This window comes from Pseudomonas algeriensis (assembly GCF_048847255.1).
GTDB lineage: Bacteria > Pseudomonadota > Gammaproteobacteria > Pseudomonadales > Pseudomonadaceae > Aquipseudomonas.
Genome location: NZ_JBKKRK010000002.1, coordinates 125,615 through 142,291 on the forward strand (window position 1 = coordinate 125,615; position 16,677 = coordinate 142,291).

A 16,677-nucleotide genomic window follows, 5' to 3' on the forward strand; every position below is an offset into this window, starting at 1 on the left:
TGTTGCATCCTAACTCTAATCTTTTCCGGCTAATACCAGCCCTTGATTACGCCGTCGTTCACTGGATATTTTTCAGATATCACTGAGCGCGTTCAGCGGATCATGAGTCTGATCTCTGGTTTTCGGAGCCCGGGGCTTCTCCCGCAGGCCCCCGTTACTAAAGTTCGTGACCCATAAGCCGACAGCCTTCGTTTCCACCTCACGGATGATTCTAATGTTCCGCTCCGTTTTTTCCGGCGTTGCTTTGCTCGCTGCCGCCGCTGCCTGCACGGCCCAGGCCCAGACCGTCACCACTCCCGAACAACTGCTGACCGAATTTTCTCGTTGCGATGCGCGTTTCTTCGAGAGCCTGCGTGACGCCCGCCTGCCGGCAGGTACAGTGCGCCTGAGTGATTACGGTTCGGTCAGGGCACCGACCATTATGAATCCGCTCCAGGAGGGTGGCACTTACCAACATTTCGAAGCGCCCCTGATCGTCAACGGTGTGCGTATGGTCGGCTATTACAACCAGGCCCAAACCATCAAGGATCTCGGTAATTTTCTGTTCTGGGGGTTCGTAGTCGATGGCTCGCCGCAAGAGGTGGCCGTGAAACTAAAGCCGTTGATCGTCGATAACGCGCGCTTTGTCAGTCAGGGCAAAGCCATTGCCCGCGCCGAAATTCGCCGCGTCGGTGACCCGATCGGCCAATGGCGCACCGAAGGATTGACCGGCCCTGGCGTCGCCACTCCGTTTGGTTTCGTAGACCGTGTGTTGATGGTCGACACGGGCGACACGACACCGCCGCTCGCCGGGCATACCACCGTGTTCTGCTCGCTCCAAGGCACCGTGACCGCGCCGCTCTTGCAGGCCTATCGCCCTGACCTCAACGCTCGTCTCTTCGACTGACAAGGTTGCTCTTCATGAATGCTCGCTGGCCCGCACTGATCGCTTGCTCCCTCATCCTGATGGGATGTACCGGGATGCAGAACCCGCAAAAAGCCAACCTTGCGCACTGCACAAATCAGCTCAAGGCGGCTAAAGCCGAAAACTATCCACTGGTGCTGCAGGAAGGTGATTTGTGCTTACAGAAAAATGCGCTGCCTGCCTCGCTGGAAAGTCTGATTTACGCGGTGCAGGCTGACGCCCACAGCAACCTCAAGCATTTTCCCGAAGCTGTGGCTGCCAAGGAAAAATCCATCCAGTTGGCGGCCAAGCCTGATGCACGCGCCAATCTGGATTTGAGCGGTATGTATCGCGACGCTGGCAATCCGAAAAAAGCGCTGGAACTTGTGCAATACAACCTCGACAACGGGCTGGGAGAAGCCGGAAAGGGTTCGGGCTTCCACATGCCGACCTACTATCATCTGGGCCTCGCGCTGACAGACCTGGGTCAGTACAGAGAGGCCGCTGAAGCATTCAGCACCGGCCTTGAGCGTCAGTCGAACTATGCCTGGGCCTATTATGCGCGCGGGATCGCCTATGATCATTTGGGAGACAAGGACGATGCCAAGATCGACTTCATGAAGTTTTCGCAAATCGTCGATGAAAAGTACGTTCGGGATGAGCACAAGGCCAAGCTTGCCGAGTACAAGATTTCCTTGCCTTGATGTGCGGTGGATTGTCTGGTCTTGGAGCGGTATAAACCTGCCCAAGACCTGCAGCTCTCAATTCCTTATGCGTTCCCACGCGGAGCGTGGGAACGAGCGCTGGGGTTTATAGAATATCTTTCACATAAGCGTTAAGCGCGATGAGCGGACCGTGAAGGTCGTCTATCTTTTGCGCTGAGATGAAATCCGTAGCCAAACGGTGCAGCTCTCGGCCCAGCACTGTATCCACCCCACCAATCGCCCCCAACGCCAAATCCAGGCATCGACTGATTTCGACTTGAATTCCAGCTACATCGCCCCGCCGCACCAACAACCCAAAAACCTCCCGATCACAACCCCCCATCAACGGATCATCCCGCAGAATCGGGCTGTGGCCTTCGGTCTCATAAGCCAGCTTGAGGGAGTAAAGAGCGACCGTTTCCAGCAGCAATTCCATGGGGTGAAATCCTTTGTGACTGGGTGAGGAGGGTTGGGGTGAAGGTTCATGGCTTGGCGAGTGCTAGTCGGAGTATCGGTGTGGGGAGTGACTATTTTGTGAGCGCTTTGCGCTCAAGCGGGAGCAAGCTCCCTCGCCACGGGGTTTTCCCTACTTCCTGTCTTCCTTATTGCAGGTTCTTTCTTGCCACTGGGCTGGTATTTGGGGCTGCTTTGCAGCCCAGCGGGGATAAATCCCCTCGCCACAAAAGCGGGCTGGTGGCGTCGATCATGGGCCAAACCACTTTCTTGCAGACGAAAAAAAAGACCTTGAATTTCAAGGTCTTTTTTTAAGATGGTGCCCCGAGGGAGACTCGAACTCCCACTCCTTTCGAAAACGGATTTTGAATCCGCCGCGTCTACCAATTCCGCCATCAGGGCTCAATGGCGGCGAAGTATAGAGAGGTGCCTACCGTTGGTCAATCACGTTTCATGGTGAATTTATAATATTTCCGCTAGACTTTCCGGCCCTGCTAGACGAACCCCATCATGCGTGTTGCTGACTTTACTTTCGAACTCCCGGATTCGCTGATCGCTCGCCACCCGCTGGCCGAGCGGCGCGCCAGTCGACTGTTGACCCTGGACGGGGTCAGCGGTGCCATGGCTCACCGTCAATTCACCGATTTGCTCGAGCATTTGCGCCCGGGCGATTTGATGGTGTTCAACAATACCCGGGTGATTCCGGCGCGGTTGTTCGGCCAGAAGGCCTCCGGCGGCAAGCTGGAGATTCTGGTGGAGCGGGTGCTGGACAGTCATCGCGTGCTGGCCCATGTGCGGTCCAGCAAGTCGCCCAAGCCGGGCTCGTCGATTTTTATCGACGGCGGCGGTGAGGCGGTGATGGTGGCGCGGCACGATGCGTTGTTCGAGCTGGAATTTGCCGAAGAGGTGTTGCCGCTGCTCGACCGTGTCGGGCACATGCCGTTGCCTCCTTATATAGACCGCCCGGACGAAGGTTCGGACCGCGAGCGCTATCAGACCGTATACGCCGAGCGCCTGGGGGCGGTGGCGGCGCCGACGGCGGGGCTGCATTTTGATCAGCCGTTGCTGGAGGCGATCGCCGCCAAGGGCGTGGAGACGGCGTTCGTGACGCTGCACGTCGGCGCCGGCACGTTCCAGCCGGTGCGGGTGGAGCGCATCGAAGACCACCACATGCACAACGAATGGCTCGAAGTGAGCCAGGAAGTGGTCGATGCCGTGGCGGCCTGTCGCGCGCGCGGTGGGCGGGTGGTGGCGGTGGGGACCACCAGCGTGCGCTCTTTGGAAAGCGCCGCGCGCGATGGCGTGCTCAAACCGTTCAGTGGCGACACCGATATCTTCATCTACCCGGGCCGGCCGTTTCATGTGGTCGATGCCCTGGTCACCAACTTTCATTTGCCCGAATCCACGCTGTTGATGCTGGTTTCGGCCTTCGCCGGTTACCCCGAAGCCATGGCCGCCTACAAGGCCGCCGTCGAGCATGGGTACCGCTTTTTCAGCTACGGTGATGCGATGTTCATCACCCGTAACCCCGCGCCACGCGGGCCCGAGGAAACCGTATGAGTCGCACCTGTCGCATGTCCTTCGAGTTGCTTGCCACCGATGGCAAGGCTCGTCGCGGACGCCTGACCTTCCCCCGCGGTACCGTGGAAACCCCGGCATTCATGCCGGTGGGCACCTACGGCACGGTCAAGGGCATGCTGCCGCGTGATATCGAGGCAATTGGCGCGGAGATCATTCTCGGCAACACCTTCCACCTGTGGCTGCGCCCGGGCATGGAAGTGATCAAGGCCCACGGCGACCTGCACGATTTCATGCAATGGAAAGGCCCGATTCTGACCGACTCTGGCGGTTTCCAGGTGTTCAGCTTGGGCGCGATGCGCAAGATCAAAGAGGAGGGCGTGACCTTCGCCTCTCCAGTGGACGGTTCCAAGGTGTTCATGGGGCCGGAAGAGTCGATGCAGGTGCAGCGCGACCTGGGCTCGGACATCGTGATGATTTTCGACGAATGCACGCCGTACCCGGCCGATGAAGACGTGGCGCGGGTGTCCATGGAGCTGTCGTTGCGCTGGGCCCAGCGTTCGAAGAATGCCCACGGCGAAAACACCGCGGCGCTGTTCGGCATCGTCCAGGGCGGCATGCACCGCGACCTGCGCATGCGCTCGCTGGAAGGCCTGGACAAGATCGGCTTCGACGGCCTGGCGATTGGCGGTCTGTCGGTGGGTGAACCGAAGCACGAGATGATCAAGGTGCTCGATTACCTGCCGGGGGAAATGCCCGCTGACAAACCTCGTTACCTTATGGGCGTTGGCAAACCGGAAGATCTGGTTGAGGGTGTGCGCCGCGGGGTGGACATGTTCGATTGCGTGATGCCAACCCGTAATGCCCGCAATGGGCATCTGTTTATCGACACCGGTGTGCTGAAGATCCGTAACGCGTTCCATCGCCATGATGATTCGCCGCTGGATCCGACGTGCGATTGCTATACCTGCCAGAACTTCTCCCGCGCTTATCTGCATCATTTGGACAAGTGCGGCGAAATGCTCGGCAGCATGCTCAATACCATCCACAATTTGCGCCATTATCAGGTGCTTATGGCTGGTTTGCGCGAGGCTATCCAACAGGGTACATTGGCCGCCTTTGTCGAGGCCTTCTATGCCAAGCGCGGGTTGCCTGTTCCGCCTTTGGACTGAGTTTTCCGATCCCTATATTCAATACTTGCAACTGGAGTGCTAAATGAGCTTTTTTATCTCTAACGCCATGGCCGATGCCGCTGCACCTGCAGCTGCGCCAATGGGTGGCGGTTTCGAGTGGATTTTCCTGGTCGGCTTCCTGGTCATCTTCTACCTGATGATCTGGCGTCCACAGGCCAAGCGCGCCAAAGAGCAGAAAAACCTGCTCAGCAGCCTGCAAAAAGGTGATGAAGTGGTCACCACCGGCGGCATCGCCGGCAAGATCACCAAAGTGGCCGATGACTTCGTGGTACTGGAAGTGTCCGACACGGTTGAAATGAAGTTCCAGAAGGGCGCCATCGCGGCCACGCTGCCAAAAGGCACGCTGAAAGCGATCTAAGTAACAACTTCTCTTCAATCGACGGGGCGCGCAAGGCGCCCCGCGTCATAAGCGGGCGGCGTGATGCTGAACAAATACCCTCTGTGGAAATACCTACTGATCCTGGCGGTGCTGGCGGTCGGTCTGATTTATTCCGCTCCCAATCTTTACCCGGATGACCCGGCCATTCAGGTCAGTGGCGCAAGCACTGCGCTGCAGGTCACCCAGGCCGATCTGGACCGCGCGAGCGCTGCGCTCAAGGCGTCCAATATCGAGGTCAAGGCTGCGTCCATCGCCGAAAACGGCAAGGGCGGCCTGTTGCGCCTGGTCAAGTCTGAAGACCAGTTGCCGGCCAAGGACGTGGTGCGCAAGGCGTTGGGCGACGATTACGTTGTAGCCCTGAACCTGGCCCAGACCACCCCACAATGGCTGCGCAATCTCGGCGCCCACCCAATGAAGCTGGGCCTGGACTTGTCCGGTGGTGTGCACTTCCTGCTGGAAGTGGACATGGAAAAAGCCCTCGACGCACGCCTGAAAGTCTACGAAGGCGACGTCAAGAGCCTGTTGCGCAAAGAGCGCGTGCGCTATCGCAGCCTGCCGCAGTTCGAAGGTGCCATTCAGCTGGGCTTCAGTGATGAAGATACCCGCGAACAGGCCCGTGCGCTGGTCCGCAAGAATTTCAACGATTTCGACATTGTGCCGGCCGACCTCAATGGCCAACCGGTGCTGCGTCTGGCGATGACCCCGGCCAAGCTGGCGGAAATCCGCGAATACTCCATCAAGCAGAACTTGACCACGGTCCGTAACCGCGTCAACGAGCTGGGTGTGGCTGAGCCGATCGTGCAGCGCCAGGGCGCCAACCGCATCGTGGTTGAGCTGCCAGGCGTGCAGGACACGGCCGAAGCCAAGCGTATCCTCGGCAAGACCGCCAACCTGGAATTCCGCCTGGCCGCAGAGCCGGGTGCGTCCAAGGCCACTTCCGAAAGCTTCGAGTTCCGTGAGGGCGGCCGTCCGGCGGCGCAGATCGAGCGTGGCCTGATCATCACCGGTGACCAGGTGACCGATGCCCAGGCGGGCTTCGACGAGCAAGGTCGTCCGCAGGTGAACATTCGCCTCGACGGCCACGGCGGCGAACTGATGAGCCGGGCCACGCGCAGCAACGTCGGTCGCAGCATGGCGGTGATCTTCATCGAGCAGAAGCCGACCACCACCTACACCAAGCAAGTGGTCAACGGCGTCGAAAAAGACGTACCGGTCCAGACCTTCAAGGAAGAGAAGAAAATCATCAGCCTGGCGACCATCCAGTCGCCGCTGGGCAGCCAATTCCGCATCACCGGCCTGAACGGCCAGGGCGAGTCCTCGGAACTGGCCCTGCTGCTGCGTGCCGGTGGCCTGGCCGCGCCGATGTACTTCGCTGAAGAACGCACCATCGGCCCGAGCCTGGGTGCCGACAATATCACCAAGGGTGTCGATGCATCCCTGTGGGGCATGCTGTTCGTGTCGCTGTTCATCATCGCCATCTACCGCTTCTTCGGCTTGATCGCCACGGTTGCGCTGGCGGTGAACATGGTGCTGCTGCTGGCCCTGATGTCCTTGCTGGGCGCCACGCTGACCCTGCCGGGTATCGCCGGTATCGTCTTGACCATGGGCATGGCGGTGGACGCCAACGTGCTGATCTTCTCGCGGATACGTGAAGAGATCGCCGCGGGCATGTCGATCCAGCGGGCAATCAACGAAGGCTTCGGCCGCGCATTCACTGCGATTATCGACTCCAACCTGACCACGTTGCTGGTCGGCGGGATTCTCTTTGCCATGGGCACCGGCCCGGTCAAAGGCTTCGCAGTGACCATGTCCCTCGGGATCTTTACCTCGATGTTCACAGCCATTCTGGTGACCCGTGCAATGGTCAACCTGATTTATGGTGGCCGTGACGTCAAGAAGTTGTGGATTTAAGGGGCTGACATGTTACGTACAATCAACTTCATGGGCGTCCGCAACATTGCGTTCGGCGTCACATTGTTCCTTACGGCCCTGGCGTTGTTCAGCTGGGCCACCAAGGGCCTGAACTACGGCTTGGACTTCACCGGCGGTACGCTCATCGAGCTGACCTACGAACGTCCGGCCGATGTCACCAAGGTGCGTGAGCAGCTGGCGACCTCGGGCTACAGCGACGCCGTGGTGCAGAGCTTTGGCGCCACCACTGATTTGCTGGTGCGCATGCCGGGTGAAGACCCGCAACTGGGCCAGCGCGTAGCGGATGCCTTGCAGAAGGCCGGTGGCGACAACCCGGCGGTGGTCAAGCGCGTCGAGTTCGTCGGCCCGCAAGTGGGTGAAGAACTGCGCGACCAGGGCGGCCTCGGCATGCTGTTGGCGTTGGGCGGCGTGATGCTCTACCTGGCTTTCCGCTTCCAGTGGAAGTTCGCGGTAGGCGCCATTGTCTCGCTGATCCACGACGTGATCGTGACCGTGGGCATCCTGTCGTTCTTCCAGATCACCTTTGACTTGACGGTGCTGGCGGCGGTGCTGGCGATCATCGGTTACTCGCTCAACGACACCATCGTGGTGTTCGACCGGGTGCGTGAAAACTTCCGTGTACTGCGCAAGGCGTCCTTGGTCGAAAACATCAACATCTCGACCACCCAGACCCTGTTGCGGACCATGGCGACGTCGATCTCCACCTTGTTGGCGATTGCCGCGCTGCTGTTCTTTGGTGGCGACAACCTGTTCGGTTTCTCCATCGCGTTGTTCATCGGTGTGATGGCGGGTACCTACTCCTCGATCTACATCGCCAACGTGGTGTTGATCTGGCTGAACCTGAGCACCGAGGATCTGATTCCTCCGGCCGCTACGGAGACCGAGGTGGACGACCGCCCGTAAGGCTCGGTTTTCCGTCCGTCACCGCTGAGAAGGCGCGAGTTGAACTCGCGCCTTTTTTTATGCTCCAAGGCTGGGAGAAGCGCGGATTATTCCGCTTGTGATGGTCAGGAGGTTCAAGTGAACAAATCGATGCTGGTTGGTGCGGTATTGGGTGCTGTCGGTGTAACAGCCGGTGGTGCGGTCGCCACCTACAGCTTGGTAAAAAGTGGCCCTGAGTACGCGCAAGTACTGGCCGTGGAACCGGTCAAGACCCAGATCAAGACTCCGCGTGAAGTGTGCAAGGACGTCACCGTGACTCGGCAGAAGCCCGTCCAGGACCAACACCAGATCGCTGGCACCGTGCTCGGCGCCGTGGCCGGTGGCCTGTTGGGCAACCAGATCGGCGGCGGCACCGGCAAGAAAATCGCCACGGTGGCGGGTGCGGCCGGCGGTGGTTATGCCGGTAACAAGATCCAGGAAGGCATGCAAGAACGCGACACGTACACTACCACCCAAACTCGCTGCAACACGGTCAATGACATCAGCGACAAGGTGGTCGGCTACGACGTCCGCTACATGCTCGACGGCAGGGAAGGAAAAGTCCGCATGGACCGCGACCCGGGCAACCAGATCCCGGTTAGCAAGGAAGGCCAACTGATCCTGGGCCAGAACGAACCGGCCCAGTGATCCAACCGCTATGAAAAAGCACCCTTCGGGGTGCTTTTTTCATGCCCACAGTTCACGCGCCACCCCGAATCCCTGTGGGAGCGAGCCTGCTCGCGAAAGCTGTATTCATATTCCAGATAAACCTGTGGCGAGGGAGCTTGCTCCCGCTGGGCTGCGCAGCAGGCCCAAGATCTTGCGGTCGCTGCGCACTGGAGCGCCAGCCCGGCCGAGCGGGAGCAAGCTCCCTCGCCACGGAGTGTTCACATCTGAACTGAGTGGTTTGAACAGGCAAAAAAAAGCACCCCGAAGGGTGCTTCTCTTGAGCCAAGCGGCTTAGCGCTTCAGCGAGGCCGGCAGGTGTGGCTGGATCGCCGTCAGCACAGCCTTGAAGCATTTGGTGTTGCCAGCAACGATGTGGCCTTTTTCAAGGAAGTCATGGCCGCCAGTGAAGTCGCTCACCAAGCCACCCGCTTCCTGGATCAGCAGAGCGCCTGCTGCCATGTCCCACTCTGACAGGCCCGACTCCCAGAACGCATCGAAACGACCGGCCGCGACATAAGCGAGGTCCAGGCTGGCGGCACCGGCGCGGCGGATGCCGGCGGTCTGGCCGACCAGGGCACGGAACATGCCCAGGTAGTTGTCCAGGTTGTCCATCTGGTCGTCACGGAACGGGAAGCCGGTACCCAGCAGGGCGCCGTCCAGGCTGGTGCGGCCGCTGACGCGCAGGCGACGACCGTTCAATTGGGCGCCACGGCCACGGCTGGCGGTGAATTCTTCCTGGCGAACCGGGTCCAGCACGACGGCGTGTTCCAGGCGGCCACGGTATTTGCAGGCGATGCTGACAGCGAAGTGGGGGATGCCGCGCAGGAAGTTGGTGGTGCCGTCCAGCGGATCGATGATCCACAGGTACTCTTCGCCTTCGATGCCGGTACCGGCGTGCATGCCGGTCTCTTCACCGCGGATAGAGTGGTTCGGGTAAGCCTTGCGCAGGGCGTCGACGATTTTCTGTTCGGCGGCGCGATCGACCTCGGACACGTAGTCCTTGGCGTCTTTTTCATCGACCTTGATGGTATCCAGGCGCTCGATGGAGCGGAAGATCAGTTCACTGGCGCTGCGGGCGGCGCGCAGCGCGATATTCAGCATGGGCTGCATGGATGTGTCACCTAAGGTTGTTAAAGAAAGCCGCGCATTCTATCAGAAAGTTTTCTCAGGAGAAGGTTGGTGTTCGCATTCATAGCTTAACGGTAGGTGCTTAGGTAAGATTTGCTCCCTTTTATGTGTTCGAGAGCGCCTCCCTTGTTGCAGAACATTCGTGTCGTCCTGGTCAATACCAGCCATCCGGGAAATATCGGCGGAGCTGCGCGGGCCATGAAGAACATGGGCCTGTCGCGGCTGGTGCTGGTCGAGCCCCGTTCGTTTCCCCATCACGAAGCCGATGCCCGGGCATCCGGCGCCAACGACATCCTGGCCAATGCCGAGGTCGTCGCCACGTTGGAAGACGCCCTGGTGGGTTGCAACCTGGTGCTCGGCACCAGCGCCCGCGATCGCCGTATCCCGTGGCCGCTGCTCGATCCCCGCGAATGCGGCACCAAAGTGGTCGAGGAGGCGGGGCAGGGCGTGCAGATCGCTTTGGTGTTCGGCCGAGAAGATTCCGGCCTCACCAACGAAGAACTGCAGCGATGTCATTATCACGTGCATATCCCTTCCGACCCTGGATTCAGCTCGCTGAACCTTGGGGCGGCGGTGCAGGTGTTGAGCTATGAAGTGCGCATGGCCTGGCTGCAAGCCGAAGGCCAGCCCAGCAAGGTGGAAAAATTCGAGGCGACGTCGCCGCGCAGTGAGACACTGGCGACCATGGACGAACTGGAGCGATTCTATGAGCACCTGGAACAAACCCTGGTGGCCATCGAATTCCTCGACCCGGACAAGCCTCGACACTTGATGGCGCGCCTGCGTCGGTTGTACGGACGAAGCTCGGTGAGCCGGGCGGAAATGAATATATTGCGCGGCATCCTCACGGAAACCCAGAAAGCGGCCCGTGGCGAGCTGATTAAGCGGAAGGAATAAAATGTTCAAACGTTTGCGTGAAGATATCCAGAGCGTCTTTCATCGTGACCCGGCGGCGCGCAATGCCTTTGAAGTATTGACCTGCTACCCGGGGATGCACGCCATCTGGATCCATCGCCTGTCCGGCGCCCTGTGGAACATGGGCTGGAAATGGCTGGCGCGGCTGGTCTCGAACTTCGGCCGCTGGCTGACCGGGATCGAGATCCATCCGGGCGCCAAGGTCGGTCGCCGGTTCTTCATCGACCATGGCATGGGCATCGTCATTGGCGAGACCGCCGAGATCGGCGACGACGTGACGCTGTACCAGGGTGTGACCCTCGGCGGCACCAGCTGGAACAAAGGCAAGCGCCACCCAACGCTGGAGGACGGCGTCGTCGTCGGTGCCGGCGCCAAGGTGCTCGGGCCGTTCACGGTAGGGGCGGGGGCAAAGGTCGGTTCCAACGCCGTGGTCACCAAGGCCGTGCCGCCTGGCGCGACCGTGGTGGGTATTCCGGGGCGGATCATCGTCAAATCGGATGAAGAGCAGGACGCACGGCGCAAAGCCATGGCCGAAAAGATCGGCTTCGACGCCTACGGTGTCGGCGAAGACATGCCCGACCCGGTCGCCCGCGCCATCAACCAGCTACTGGACCATTTGCAGGCCGTCGATGGACGCCTGGAGGGGATGTGCGGAGCCCTCAAGGACCTGGGCAGTAATTATTGTGCCAAGGACCTGCCTGAGCTGCGCGAAGAAGACTTCGCGTGTGTGAAGGACAAGGATGAGACCCAGGCTGGCTGAAACCCTGCTGGCCTCATCGCGAGCAGGCTCGCTCCCACGCCTACAGCGCTGATCTCCTGTGGGGGCGAGCCTGTTCGCGGAGAACGGTAACGCGGTATAGCTGGTCGTTAGCCGCCTACCTTTGCTATCATGCGCGCGCTCTTTTGCGGGTAATCCCGAGTAAAGCACTAGGTCTTATACTTGACTTAAATACTCGGGAATTGCATACTCGCCCCCATTCCGAACTCCGTGGTAATTGTCCATGCGACTGACTACAAAAGGCCGATACGCCGTGACCGCAATGCTGGATCTGGCATTGCATGCGCAGCACGGGCCGGTGTCCCTGGCCGATATCTCCGAGCGCCAGGGCATCTCCCTGTCTTACCTCGAACAGCTGTTCGCCAAGCTGCGCCGCAGCAACCTGGTTTCCAGCGTTCGTGGTCCCGGTGGCGGCTACCAGCTGTCACGCGAGATGCAAGGCATCCAGGTCGCCCAGGTGATCGATGCCGTGAACGAATCGGTCGATGCGACCAAATGCCAGGGGCTGGGCGATTGCCATGGCGGCGATACATGCCTGACCCACCATCTGTGGTGTGACTTGAGCCTGCAGATCCACGAGTTTCTGAGCGGTATCAGCTTGGCCGACCTTGTAACTCGCCGTGAGGTGCAAGAAGTCGCCCAGCGTCAGGATCAGCGCCGTTGCAATGGCAAGGCGCCGCACCTGGACAAGATCGAAGCGTCCGCCGTCGAATGACCGCCGCAGAGCAAGCGGAACGCCAGCCAGCCTGATTTAGGAGAGAGTCCATGAAATTGCCGATTTACCTTGATTACTCTGCGACCACCCCGGTTGATCCGCGTGTCGCGCAAAAGATGAGTGAATGCCTGCTGGTCGACGGAAACTTCGGTAACCCGGCTTCGCGCTCCCACGTGTTTGGCTGGAAAGCCGAAGAATCGGTCGAAAACGCTCGTCGCCAGGTCGCCGACCTGGTCAACGCCGACCCGCGCGAGATCGTCTGGACCTCCGGTGCCACCGAATCCGACAACCTGGCAATCAAGGGTGTCGCGCATTTCTACCACACCAAGGGCAAGCACTTGATCACCTCCAAGATCGAGCACAAGGCTGTCCTGGACACCACGCGTCAACTGGAGCGTGAAGGCTTCGAAGTCACCTACATCGAGCCCGGTGAAGACGGCCTGATCACCCCGGCCATGGTCGAAGCCGCCCTGCGCGACGACACCATCCTGGTTTCGATCATGCACGTGAACAACGAAATCGGCACCGTCAACGACATCGCCGCCATCGGCGAGCTGACCCGTTCCAAGGGCGTCCTGTTCCACGTCGACGCGGCGCAATCCACTGGCAAGGTCGACATCGACCTGTCGAAGTTGAAAGTCGACCTGATGTCGTTCTCGGCCCACAAGACCTACGGTCCTAAAGGCATCGGCGCCCTGTACGTCAGCCGCAAGCCGCGTGTTCGCCTCGAAGCGACCATGCACGGCGGTGGTCACGAGCGCGGCATGCGTTCCGGTACCCTGGCGACCCACCAGATCGTCGGCATGGGCGAAGCGTTCCGAGTTGCCAAGGAAGACATGGCTGCCGAAAACGTGCGCATCAAGGCCTTGAGCGACCGCTTCTTCAAGCAGGTCGAGCACCTCGAAGAGCTGTACGTCAATGGCAGCATGACCGCCCGCGTCCCGCACAACCTGAACCTGAGCTTCAACTACGTTGAAGGTGAGTCGCTGATCATGGCGCTCAAGGATCTGGCCGTGTCGTCCGGTTCGGCGTGCACCTCGGCGTCGCTGGAGCCTTCGTACGTACTGCGCGCCCTGGGCCGCAACGACGAACTGGCCCACAGCTCCATCCGCTTCACCTTCGGCCGCTTCACCACCGAAGAAGAAATCGATTATGCCGCGCAGAAAGTCTGCGAGGCCGTGACCAAGCTGCGCGCACTGTCGCCGCTGTGGGACATGTACAAAGACGGCGTCGACATTTCGAAAATCGAATGGGCAGCGCACTGAGAAGTCGCCACCAGAGCGGCTCCACTGATGAGGATTGAAGCAAATGGCATATAGCGAAAAGGTCATCGACCACTACGAGAACCCGCGCAACGTCGGCAAGATGGACGCGCAGGATCCTGACGTCGGCACCGGCATGGTCGGTGCCCCGGCGTGCGGCGACGTGATGCGCCTGCAGATCAAGGTCAACGAGCAAGGCATCATCGAAGATGCCAAGTTCAAGACCTATGGCTGCGGCTCGGCCATCGCGTCCAGCTCCCTGGCTACTGAGTGGATGAAGGGCAAGACCCTCGACGAAGCCGAAACCATCAAGAACACCCAGCTGGCCGAAGAACTGGCCCTGCCGCCAGTGAAGATCCACTGCTCGGTACTCGCTGAAGACGCCATCAAGGCCGCCGTTCGCGACTACAAGCAGAAAAAAGGCTTGATCTGATCCGCGTTACGGTAAGGAGTTTCCATGGCTATCCAGATGACAGAAGCAGCAGCTAAGCATGTGCAGCGTTCTCTTGCAGGGCGCGGCAAAGGCGAGGGTATCCGCCTGGGTGTTCGCACCACGGGCTGCTCTGGCCTCGCCTACGTGCTGGAATTCGTCGACGAAGTGGGCGAAGAGGACCAGGTATTCGAAAGTCATGGTCAGAAAGTGATCATTGACCCGAAGAGCCTGACGTACCTGGACGGCACCGAGCTGGATTTCGTCAAGGAAGGGTTGAACGAAGGCTTCAAGTTCAACAACCCCAACGTGCGCGGTGAGTGTGGCTGCGGCGAAAGCTTCAACATCTGAGGCTGCTCGTGGGTACTCCTTGTCATTTTGCGTTGTTCCAGTTGCAGCCTGCTTTCCAGCTGGACCTCGATCAGTTGTCCGCGCGTTACCTGGAACTGGCCCGTGGTGTTCATCCCGACCGCTTTGCCGATGCCTCCGAGGCGGAGCAGCGGCGGGCGCTCGAGCAGTCGGCGAACCTCAACGAGGCTTACCAGACGCTCAAGAACCCGGCCAAGCGCGCGCGCTACCTGCTGGCCATCAGCGGCCATGAGTTGCCGCTGGAGGTCACGGTCCATGATCCCGAGTTTCTTTTGCAGCAGATGCAATGGCGCGAAGAGCTCGAAGACCTGCAGGACAGCGCGGATCTGGCCGGTGTCGCGGTATTCAAGCGTCGCTTGAAAGACGCCCAGCAAGAACTGAACGAAGACTTCGCAGCCTGCTGGAACGATGCCGCGCAACGCGAACAGGCCGAGCGCCTGATGCGGCGCATGCAGTTCCTCGACAAGCTCACCCACGAAGTGCGCCAGTTAGAAGAGCGCCTCGACGATTAACCCAGTGCCGCTCCGGTCGCACGCCTGATTACAGATAAGTCCTGATTACGATGGCCCTACTGCAGATCGCCGAACCCGGCCAAAGTCCACAACCGCACCAGCGTCGCCTGGCTGTCGGGATCGACTTGGGTACCACCAATTCCCTGGTCGCTGCCTTGCGCAGCGGTCTTTCCGAACCGCTGGCCGACGAGCAGGGGCGGGTCATCCTGCCGTCCGCCGTGCGCTACCACGCCGATCGCGTCGAAGTAGGCGATTCGGCCAGGCTGGCCGCCGCCAGCGATCCCCTGAACACCATTGTGTCGGTCAAGCGCTTGATGGGTCGTGGTCTGTCCGACGTCAAGCAATTGGGCGAGCAGCTGCCGTACCGCTTCGTTGGCGGTGAGTCCCACATGCCGTTCATCGAGACCGTGCAGGGGCCGAAGAGCCCGGTAGAAGTGTCCGCCGACATCCTCAAGGTCCTGCGTCAGCGCGCCGAAGCGGCGTTGGGTGGTGAGCTGGTGGGCGCAGTGATTACCGTCCCGGCGTATTTCGACGACGCTCAGCGCCAAGCCACCAAGGACGCCGCCAGGCTCGCCGGCCTCAACGTGTTGCGCCTGCTCAATGAGCCGACCGCCGCTGCCGTTGCCTACGGCCTGGACCAGCACGCCGAAGGCCTGGTCGCGATCTACGACCTGGGTGGCGGTACTTTCGATATTTCGATCCTGCGCCTGACCGGCGGTGTCTTCGAAGTCCTCGCTACCGGTGGCGACAGCGCCCTGGGCGGCGACGATTTCGACCACGCGATCGCTGGCTGGATCATCGAGCAGGCCGGCCTCTCCGCTGACCTCGACCCGGGTGCCCAGCGCCATCTGCTGCAAACCGCCTGCGCGGCCAAGGAAGCCTTGACCGACGCTGCCTCCGTTGAAATCGCTTATGGCGGCTGGAGCGCCGCCCTTACCCGCGAAGCCTTCAACGCACTGATCGAACCCATGGTTGCCCGCAGCCTCAAGGCCTGCCGCCGTGCCGTGCGTGATTCCGGCGTGGAGCTTGAGGATGTGAAAGCGGTGGTCATGGTCGGTGGTTCGACCCGAGTGCCGCGGGTTCGTGAAGCCGTTGCCGAGGCCTTCGGCCGCCAGCCGCTGACCGAAATCGACCCGGACCAGGTAGTCGCCATCGGCGCCGCGATCCAGGCCGACACCCTGGCCGGCAACAAGCGCGACGGTGGCGAGCTGCTGTTGCTCGACGTAATCCCGCTGTCCCTGGGGCTGGAAACCATGGGTGGCCTGATGGAGAAGGTGATTCCGCGCAACACCACCATCCCGGTTGCCCGCGCCCAGGACTTCACCACTTATAAAGACGGCCAGTCGGCCATGATGATCCACGTGCTGCAAGGCGAGCGTGAGCTGATCAGCGACTGCCGTTCCCTGGCCCGCTTCGAATTGCGCGGCATCCCGGCCATGGTTGCCGGTGCAGCGAAGATCCGCGTGACCTTCCAGGTCGACGCCGACGGTCTGCTCAACGTCTCCGCCCGCGAGTTGGGTTCGGGCGTGGAGGCGAGCATCCAGGTCAAGCCGTCCTATGGCCTGACCGACGGTGAAATTGCCAAGATGCTCAAGGACTCGTTCCAGCACGCCAGCGACGACAAGGTCGCCCGTGTGTTGCGTGAACAGCAAGTCGACGGCCAGCGTCTGATCGAAGCCGTGCAAGCGGCCCTTGAAGCGGATGGCGACCGTTTGCTCGACGCCGAGGAACGCATGGTCATCGAGCTGCAAGTGCAGGAATTGTCCGAATTGCTCAAGGGCACCGATGGTTATGCCATCGAGCAGCAGACCAAGCGTCTGTCGCAAGTCACCGATGCCTTTGCTGCCCGCCGCCTGGACTCGACGGTGAAAGCCGCCCTGGCGGGGCGCAACCTGAATGAAATCGAGGAATAACTG

The 16,677-nt window shown here is 60.5% G+C and carries 18 protein-coding genes and 1 tRNA gene; 16 read left to right on the plus strand and 3 right to left on the minus strand.

Annotated elements, in window-relative coordinates; genetic code table 11:
* Nucleotides 1-214: 214 nt before the first annotated feature.
* Together ACLK1G_RS03380 and ACLK1G_RS03385 are read left to right on the plus strand one after the other, a co-directional pair.
* Nucleotides 215-886, plus strand: coding sequence for a hypothetical protein (locus ACLK1G_RS03380; RefSeq protein ID WP_420764140.1), 672 nt, complete (start codon nucleotides 215-217; stop codon nucleotides 884-886).
* Nucleotides 887-900: 14 nt separating this feature from the next.
* Nucleotides 901-1,587 (plus strand): tetratricopeptide repeat protein, encoded by a 687-nt coding sequence (locus ACLK1G_RS03385; RefSeq protein ID WP_420764141.1) that lies wholly within the window; start codon nucleotides 901-903, stop codon nucleotides 1,585-1,587.
* A gap of 106 nt (nucleotides 1,588-1,693) precedes the next feature.
* On the opposite strand, the gene ACLK1G_RS03390 is transcribed toward ACLK1G_RS03385, so the two are convergent.
* Both ACLK1G_RS03390 and ACLK1G_RS03395 read right to left on the minus strand, forming a co-directional pair.
* Nucleotides 1,694-2,023, minus strand: a complete 330-nt coding sequence (locus tag ACLK1G_RS03390) for a hypothetical protein (protein ID WP_420764142.1) — start codon at nucleotides 2,021-2,023, stop codon at nucleotides 1,694-1,696.
* A gap of 334 nt (nucleotides 2,024-2,357) precedes the next feature.
* A tRNA-Leu gene (locus ACLK1G_RS03395) sits at nucleotides 2,358-2,442 on the minus strand.
* A gap of 108 nt (nucleotides 2,443-2,550) precedes the next feature.
* Between ACLK1G_RS03395 and queA the strand changes: the two genes are divergently transcribed.
* The 6 genes from queA (at nucleotide 2,551) to ACLK1G_RS03425 (ending at nucleotide 8,631) form a co-directional block, all read left to right on the plus strand.
* Nucleotides 2,551-3,600 carry a tRNA preQ1(34) S-adenosylmethionine ribosyltransferase-isomerase QueA gene (gene queA / locus ACLK1G_RS03400; RefSeq protein WP_420764143.1) on the plus strand — a complete coding sequence of 350 codons (1,050 nt, stop codon included), beginning with the start codon at nucleotides 2,551-2,553 and terminating at the stop codon, nucleotides 3,598-3,600.
* Between the two features lie 14 nt (nucleotides 3,601-3,614).
* Nucleotides 3,615-4,730 carry a tRNA guanosine(34) transglycosylase Tgt gene (gene tgt / locus ACLK1G_RS03405; RefSeq protein WP_161951757.1) on the plus strand — a complete coding sequence of 372 codons (1,116 nt, stop codon included), beginning with the start codon at nucleotides 3,615-3,617 and terminating at the stop codon, nucleotides 4,728-4,730.
* Nucleotides 4,731-4,773: 43 nt separating this feature from the next.
* Complete coding sequence (gene yajC / locus ACLK1G_RS03410) at nucleotides 4,774-5,109, plus strand: preprotein translocase subunit YajC (protein ID WP_007956696.1); 336 nt, start codon at nucleotides 4,774-4,776, stop codon at nucleotides 5,107-5,109.
* A gap of 63 nt (nucleotides 5,110-5,172) precedes the next feature.
* Complete coding sequence (gene secD, locus ACLK1G_RS03415) at nucleotides 5,173-7,041, plus strand: protein translocase subunit SecD (RefSeq protein ID WP_420764144.1); 1,869 nt, start codon at nucleotides 5,173-5,175, stop codon at nucleotides 7,039-7,041.
* Between the two features lie 9 nt (nucleotides 7,042-7,050).
* A complete protein-coding gene (secF, locus tag ACLK1G_RS03420) occupies nucleotides 7,051-7,965 on the plus strand; it encodes a protein translocase subunit SecF (protein WP_420764145.1) in 915 nt (304 codons plus the stop codon).
* A 117-nt stretch (nucleotides 7,966-8,082) separates the two neighbouring features.
* Nucleotides 8,083-8,631, plus strand: coding sequence for a glycine zipper 2TM domain-containing protein (locus ACLK1G_RS03425; protein ID WP_420764146.1), 549 nt, complete (start codon nucleotides 8,083-8,085; stop codon nucleotides 8,629-8,631).
* A 312-nt stretch (nucleotides 8,632-8,943) separates the two neighbouring features.
* Here the strand turns inward: ACLK1G_RS03425 and suhB are convergent, their stop codons facing one another.
* Nucleotides 8,944-9,762 carry a type III secretion system regulator SuhB gene (suhB, locus tag ACLK1G_RS03430; RefSeq protein ID WP_039592127.1) on the minus strand — a complete coding sequence of 273 codons (819 nt, stop codon included), beginning with the start codon at nucleotides 9,760-9,762 and terminating at the stop codon, nucleotides 8,944-8,946.
* Between the two features lie 144 nt (nucleotides 9,763-9,906).
* Here suhB and trmJ point away from each other — a divergent pair, with 144 nt between their 5' ends.
* The 8 genes from trmJ to hscA all read left to right on the plus strand — a co-directional run bounded on the left by trmJ (nucleotide 9,907) and on the right by hscA (nucleotide 16,674).
* Nucleotides 9,907-10,677, plus strand: coding sequence for a tRNA (cytosine(32)/uridine(32)-2'-O)-methyltransferase TrmJ (trmJ, locus tag ACLK1G_RS03435; protein WP_420764147.1), 771 nt, complete (start codon nucleotides 9,907-9,909; stop codon nucleotides 10,675-10,677).
* A gap of 1 nt (nucleotide 10,678) precedes the next feature.
* The gene (cysE, locus tag ACLK1G_RS03440; RefSeq protein ID WP_420764148.1) at nucleotides 10,679-11,455 is read left to right on the plus strand and encodes a serine O-acetyltransferase; all 777 of its coding nucleotides are present in this window, start codon (nucleotides 10,679-10,681) and stop codon (nucleotides 11,453-11,455) included.
* A gap of 241 nt (nucleotides 11,456-11,696) precedes the next feature.
* Nucleotides 11,697-12,188: a Fe-S cluster assembly transcriptional regulator IscR gene (gene iscR / locus ACLK1G_RS03445; RefSeq protein ID WP_030139599.1), complete on the plus strand. Its 492-nt coding sequence runs from the start codon at nucleotides 11,697-11,699 to the stop codon at nucleotides 12,186-12,188.
* A gap of 50 nt (nucleotides 12,189-12,238) precedes the next feature.
* Nucleotides 12,239-13,453, plus strand: coding sequence for an IscS subfamily cysteine desulfurase (locus ACLK1G_RS03450; protein WP_030139598.1), 1,215 nt, complete (start codon nucleotides 12,239-12,241; stop codon nucleotides 13,451-13,453).
* Nucleotides 13,454-13,496: 43 nt separating this feature from the next.
* Nucleotides 13,497-13,883 carry a Fe-S cluster assembly scaffold IscU gene (iscU, locus tag ACLK1G_RS03455; protein ID WP_003185157.1) on the plus strand — a complete coding sequence of 129 codons (387 nt, stop codon included), beginning with the start codon at nucleotides 13,497-13,499 and terminating at the stop codon, nucleotides 13,881-13,883.
* 24 nt (nucleotides 13,884-13,907) lie between these two features.
* Nucleotides 13,908-14,231 (plus strand): iron-sulfur cluster assembly protein IscA, encoded by a 324-nt coding sequence (gene iscA, locus ACLK1G_RS03460; protein ID WP_420764149.1) that lies wholly within the window; start codon nucleotides 13,908-13,910, stop codon nucleotides 14,229-14,231.
* A gap of 8 nt (nucleotides 14,232-14,239) precedes the next feature.
* On the plus strand, nucleotides 14,240-14,761 hold the full coding sequence (gene hscB, locus ACLK1G_RS03465) for a co-chaperone HscB (RefSeq protein WP_420764150.1): 522 nt from the start codon (nucleotides 14,240-14,242) through the stop codon (nucleotides 14,759-14,761).
* Between the two features lie 50 nt (nucleotides 14,762-14,811).
* Nucleotides 14,812-16,674 carry a Fe-S protein assembly chaperone HscA gene (gene hscA / locus ACLK1G_RS03470; RefSeq protein ID WP_420764151.1) on the plus strand — a complete coding sequence of 621 codons (1,863 nt, stop codon included), beginning with the start codon at nucleotides 14,812-14,814 and terminating at the stop codon, nucleotides 16,672-16,674.
* The last annotated feature ends 3 nt before the right edge of the window (nucleotides 16,675-16,677 follow it).

What these genes read in the sequence shown, in the direction of transcription:
- iscA (WP_420764149.1), top strand. Translation starts at nt 13,908, where the DNA reads ATGGCTATCCAGATGACAGAAGCAGCAGCTAAGCATGTGCAGCGTTCT.
- cysE (WP_420764148.1), top strand. Translation starts at nt 10,679, where the DNA reads ATGTTCAAACGTTTGCGTGAAGATATCCAGAGCGTCTTTCATCGTGAC.
- secF (WP_420764145.1), top strand. Translation starts at nt 7,051, where the DNA reads ATGTTACGTACAATCAACTTCATGGGCGTCCGCAACATTGCGTTCGGC.
- iscR (WP_030139599.1), top strand. Translation starts at nt 11,697, where the DNA reads ATGCGACTGACTACAAAAGGCCGATACGCCGTGACCGCAATGCTGGAT.
- suhB (WP_039592127.1), bottom strand. Translation starts at nt 9,762, where the DNA reads ATGCAGCCCATGCTGAATATCGCGCTGCGCGCCGCCCGCAGCGCCAGT.
- hscA (WP_420764151.1), top strand. Translation starts at nt 14,812, where the DNA reads ATGGCCCTACTGCAGATCGCCGAACCCGGCCAAAGTCCACAACCGCAC.
- ACLK1G_RS03380 (WP_420764140.1), top strand. Translation starts at nt 215, where the DNA reads ATGTTCCGCTCCGTTTTTTCCGGCGTTGCTTTGCTCGCTGCCGCCGCT.
- tgt (WP_161951757.1), top strand. Translation starts at nt 3,615, where the DNA reads ATGTCCTTCGAGTTGCTTGCCACCGATGGCAAGGCTCGTCGCGGACGC.
- queA (WP_420764143.1), top strand. Translation starts at nt 2,551, where the DNA reads ATGCGTGTTGCTGACTTTACTTTCGAACTCCCGGATTCGCTGATCGCT.
- ACLK1G_RS03390 (WP_420764142.1), bottom strand. Translation starts at nt 2,023, where the DNA reads ATGGAATTGCTGCTGGAAACGGTCGCTCTTTACTCCCTCAAGCTGGCT.
- ACLK1G_RS03385 (WP_420764141.1), top strand. Translation starts at nt 901, where the DNA reads ATGAATGCTCGCTGGCCCGCACTGATCGCTTGCTCCCTCATCCTGATG.
- yajC (WP_007956696.1), top strand. Translation starts at nt 4,774, where the DNA reads ATGAGCTTTTTTATCTCTAACGCCATGGCCGATGCCGCTGCACCTGCA.
- ACLK1G_RS03450 (WP_030139598.1), top strand. Translation starts at nt 12,239, where the DNA reads ATGAAATTGCCGATTTACCTTGATTACTCTGCGACCACCCCGGTTGAT.
- secD (WP_420764144.1), top strand. Translation starts at nt 5,173, where the DNA reads ATGCTGAACAAATACCCTCTGTGGAAATACCTACTGATCCTGGCGGTG.
- iscU (WP_003185157.1), top strand. Translation starts at nt 13,497, where the DNA reads ATGGCATATAGCGAAAAGGTCATCGACCACTACGAGAACCCGCGCAAC.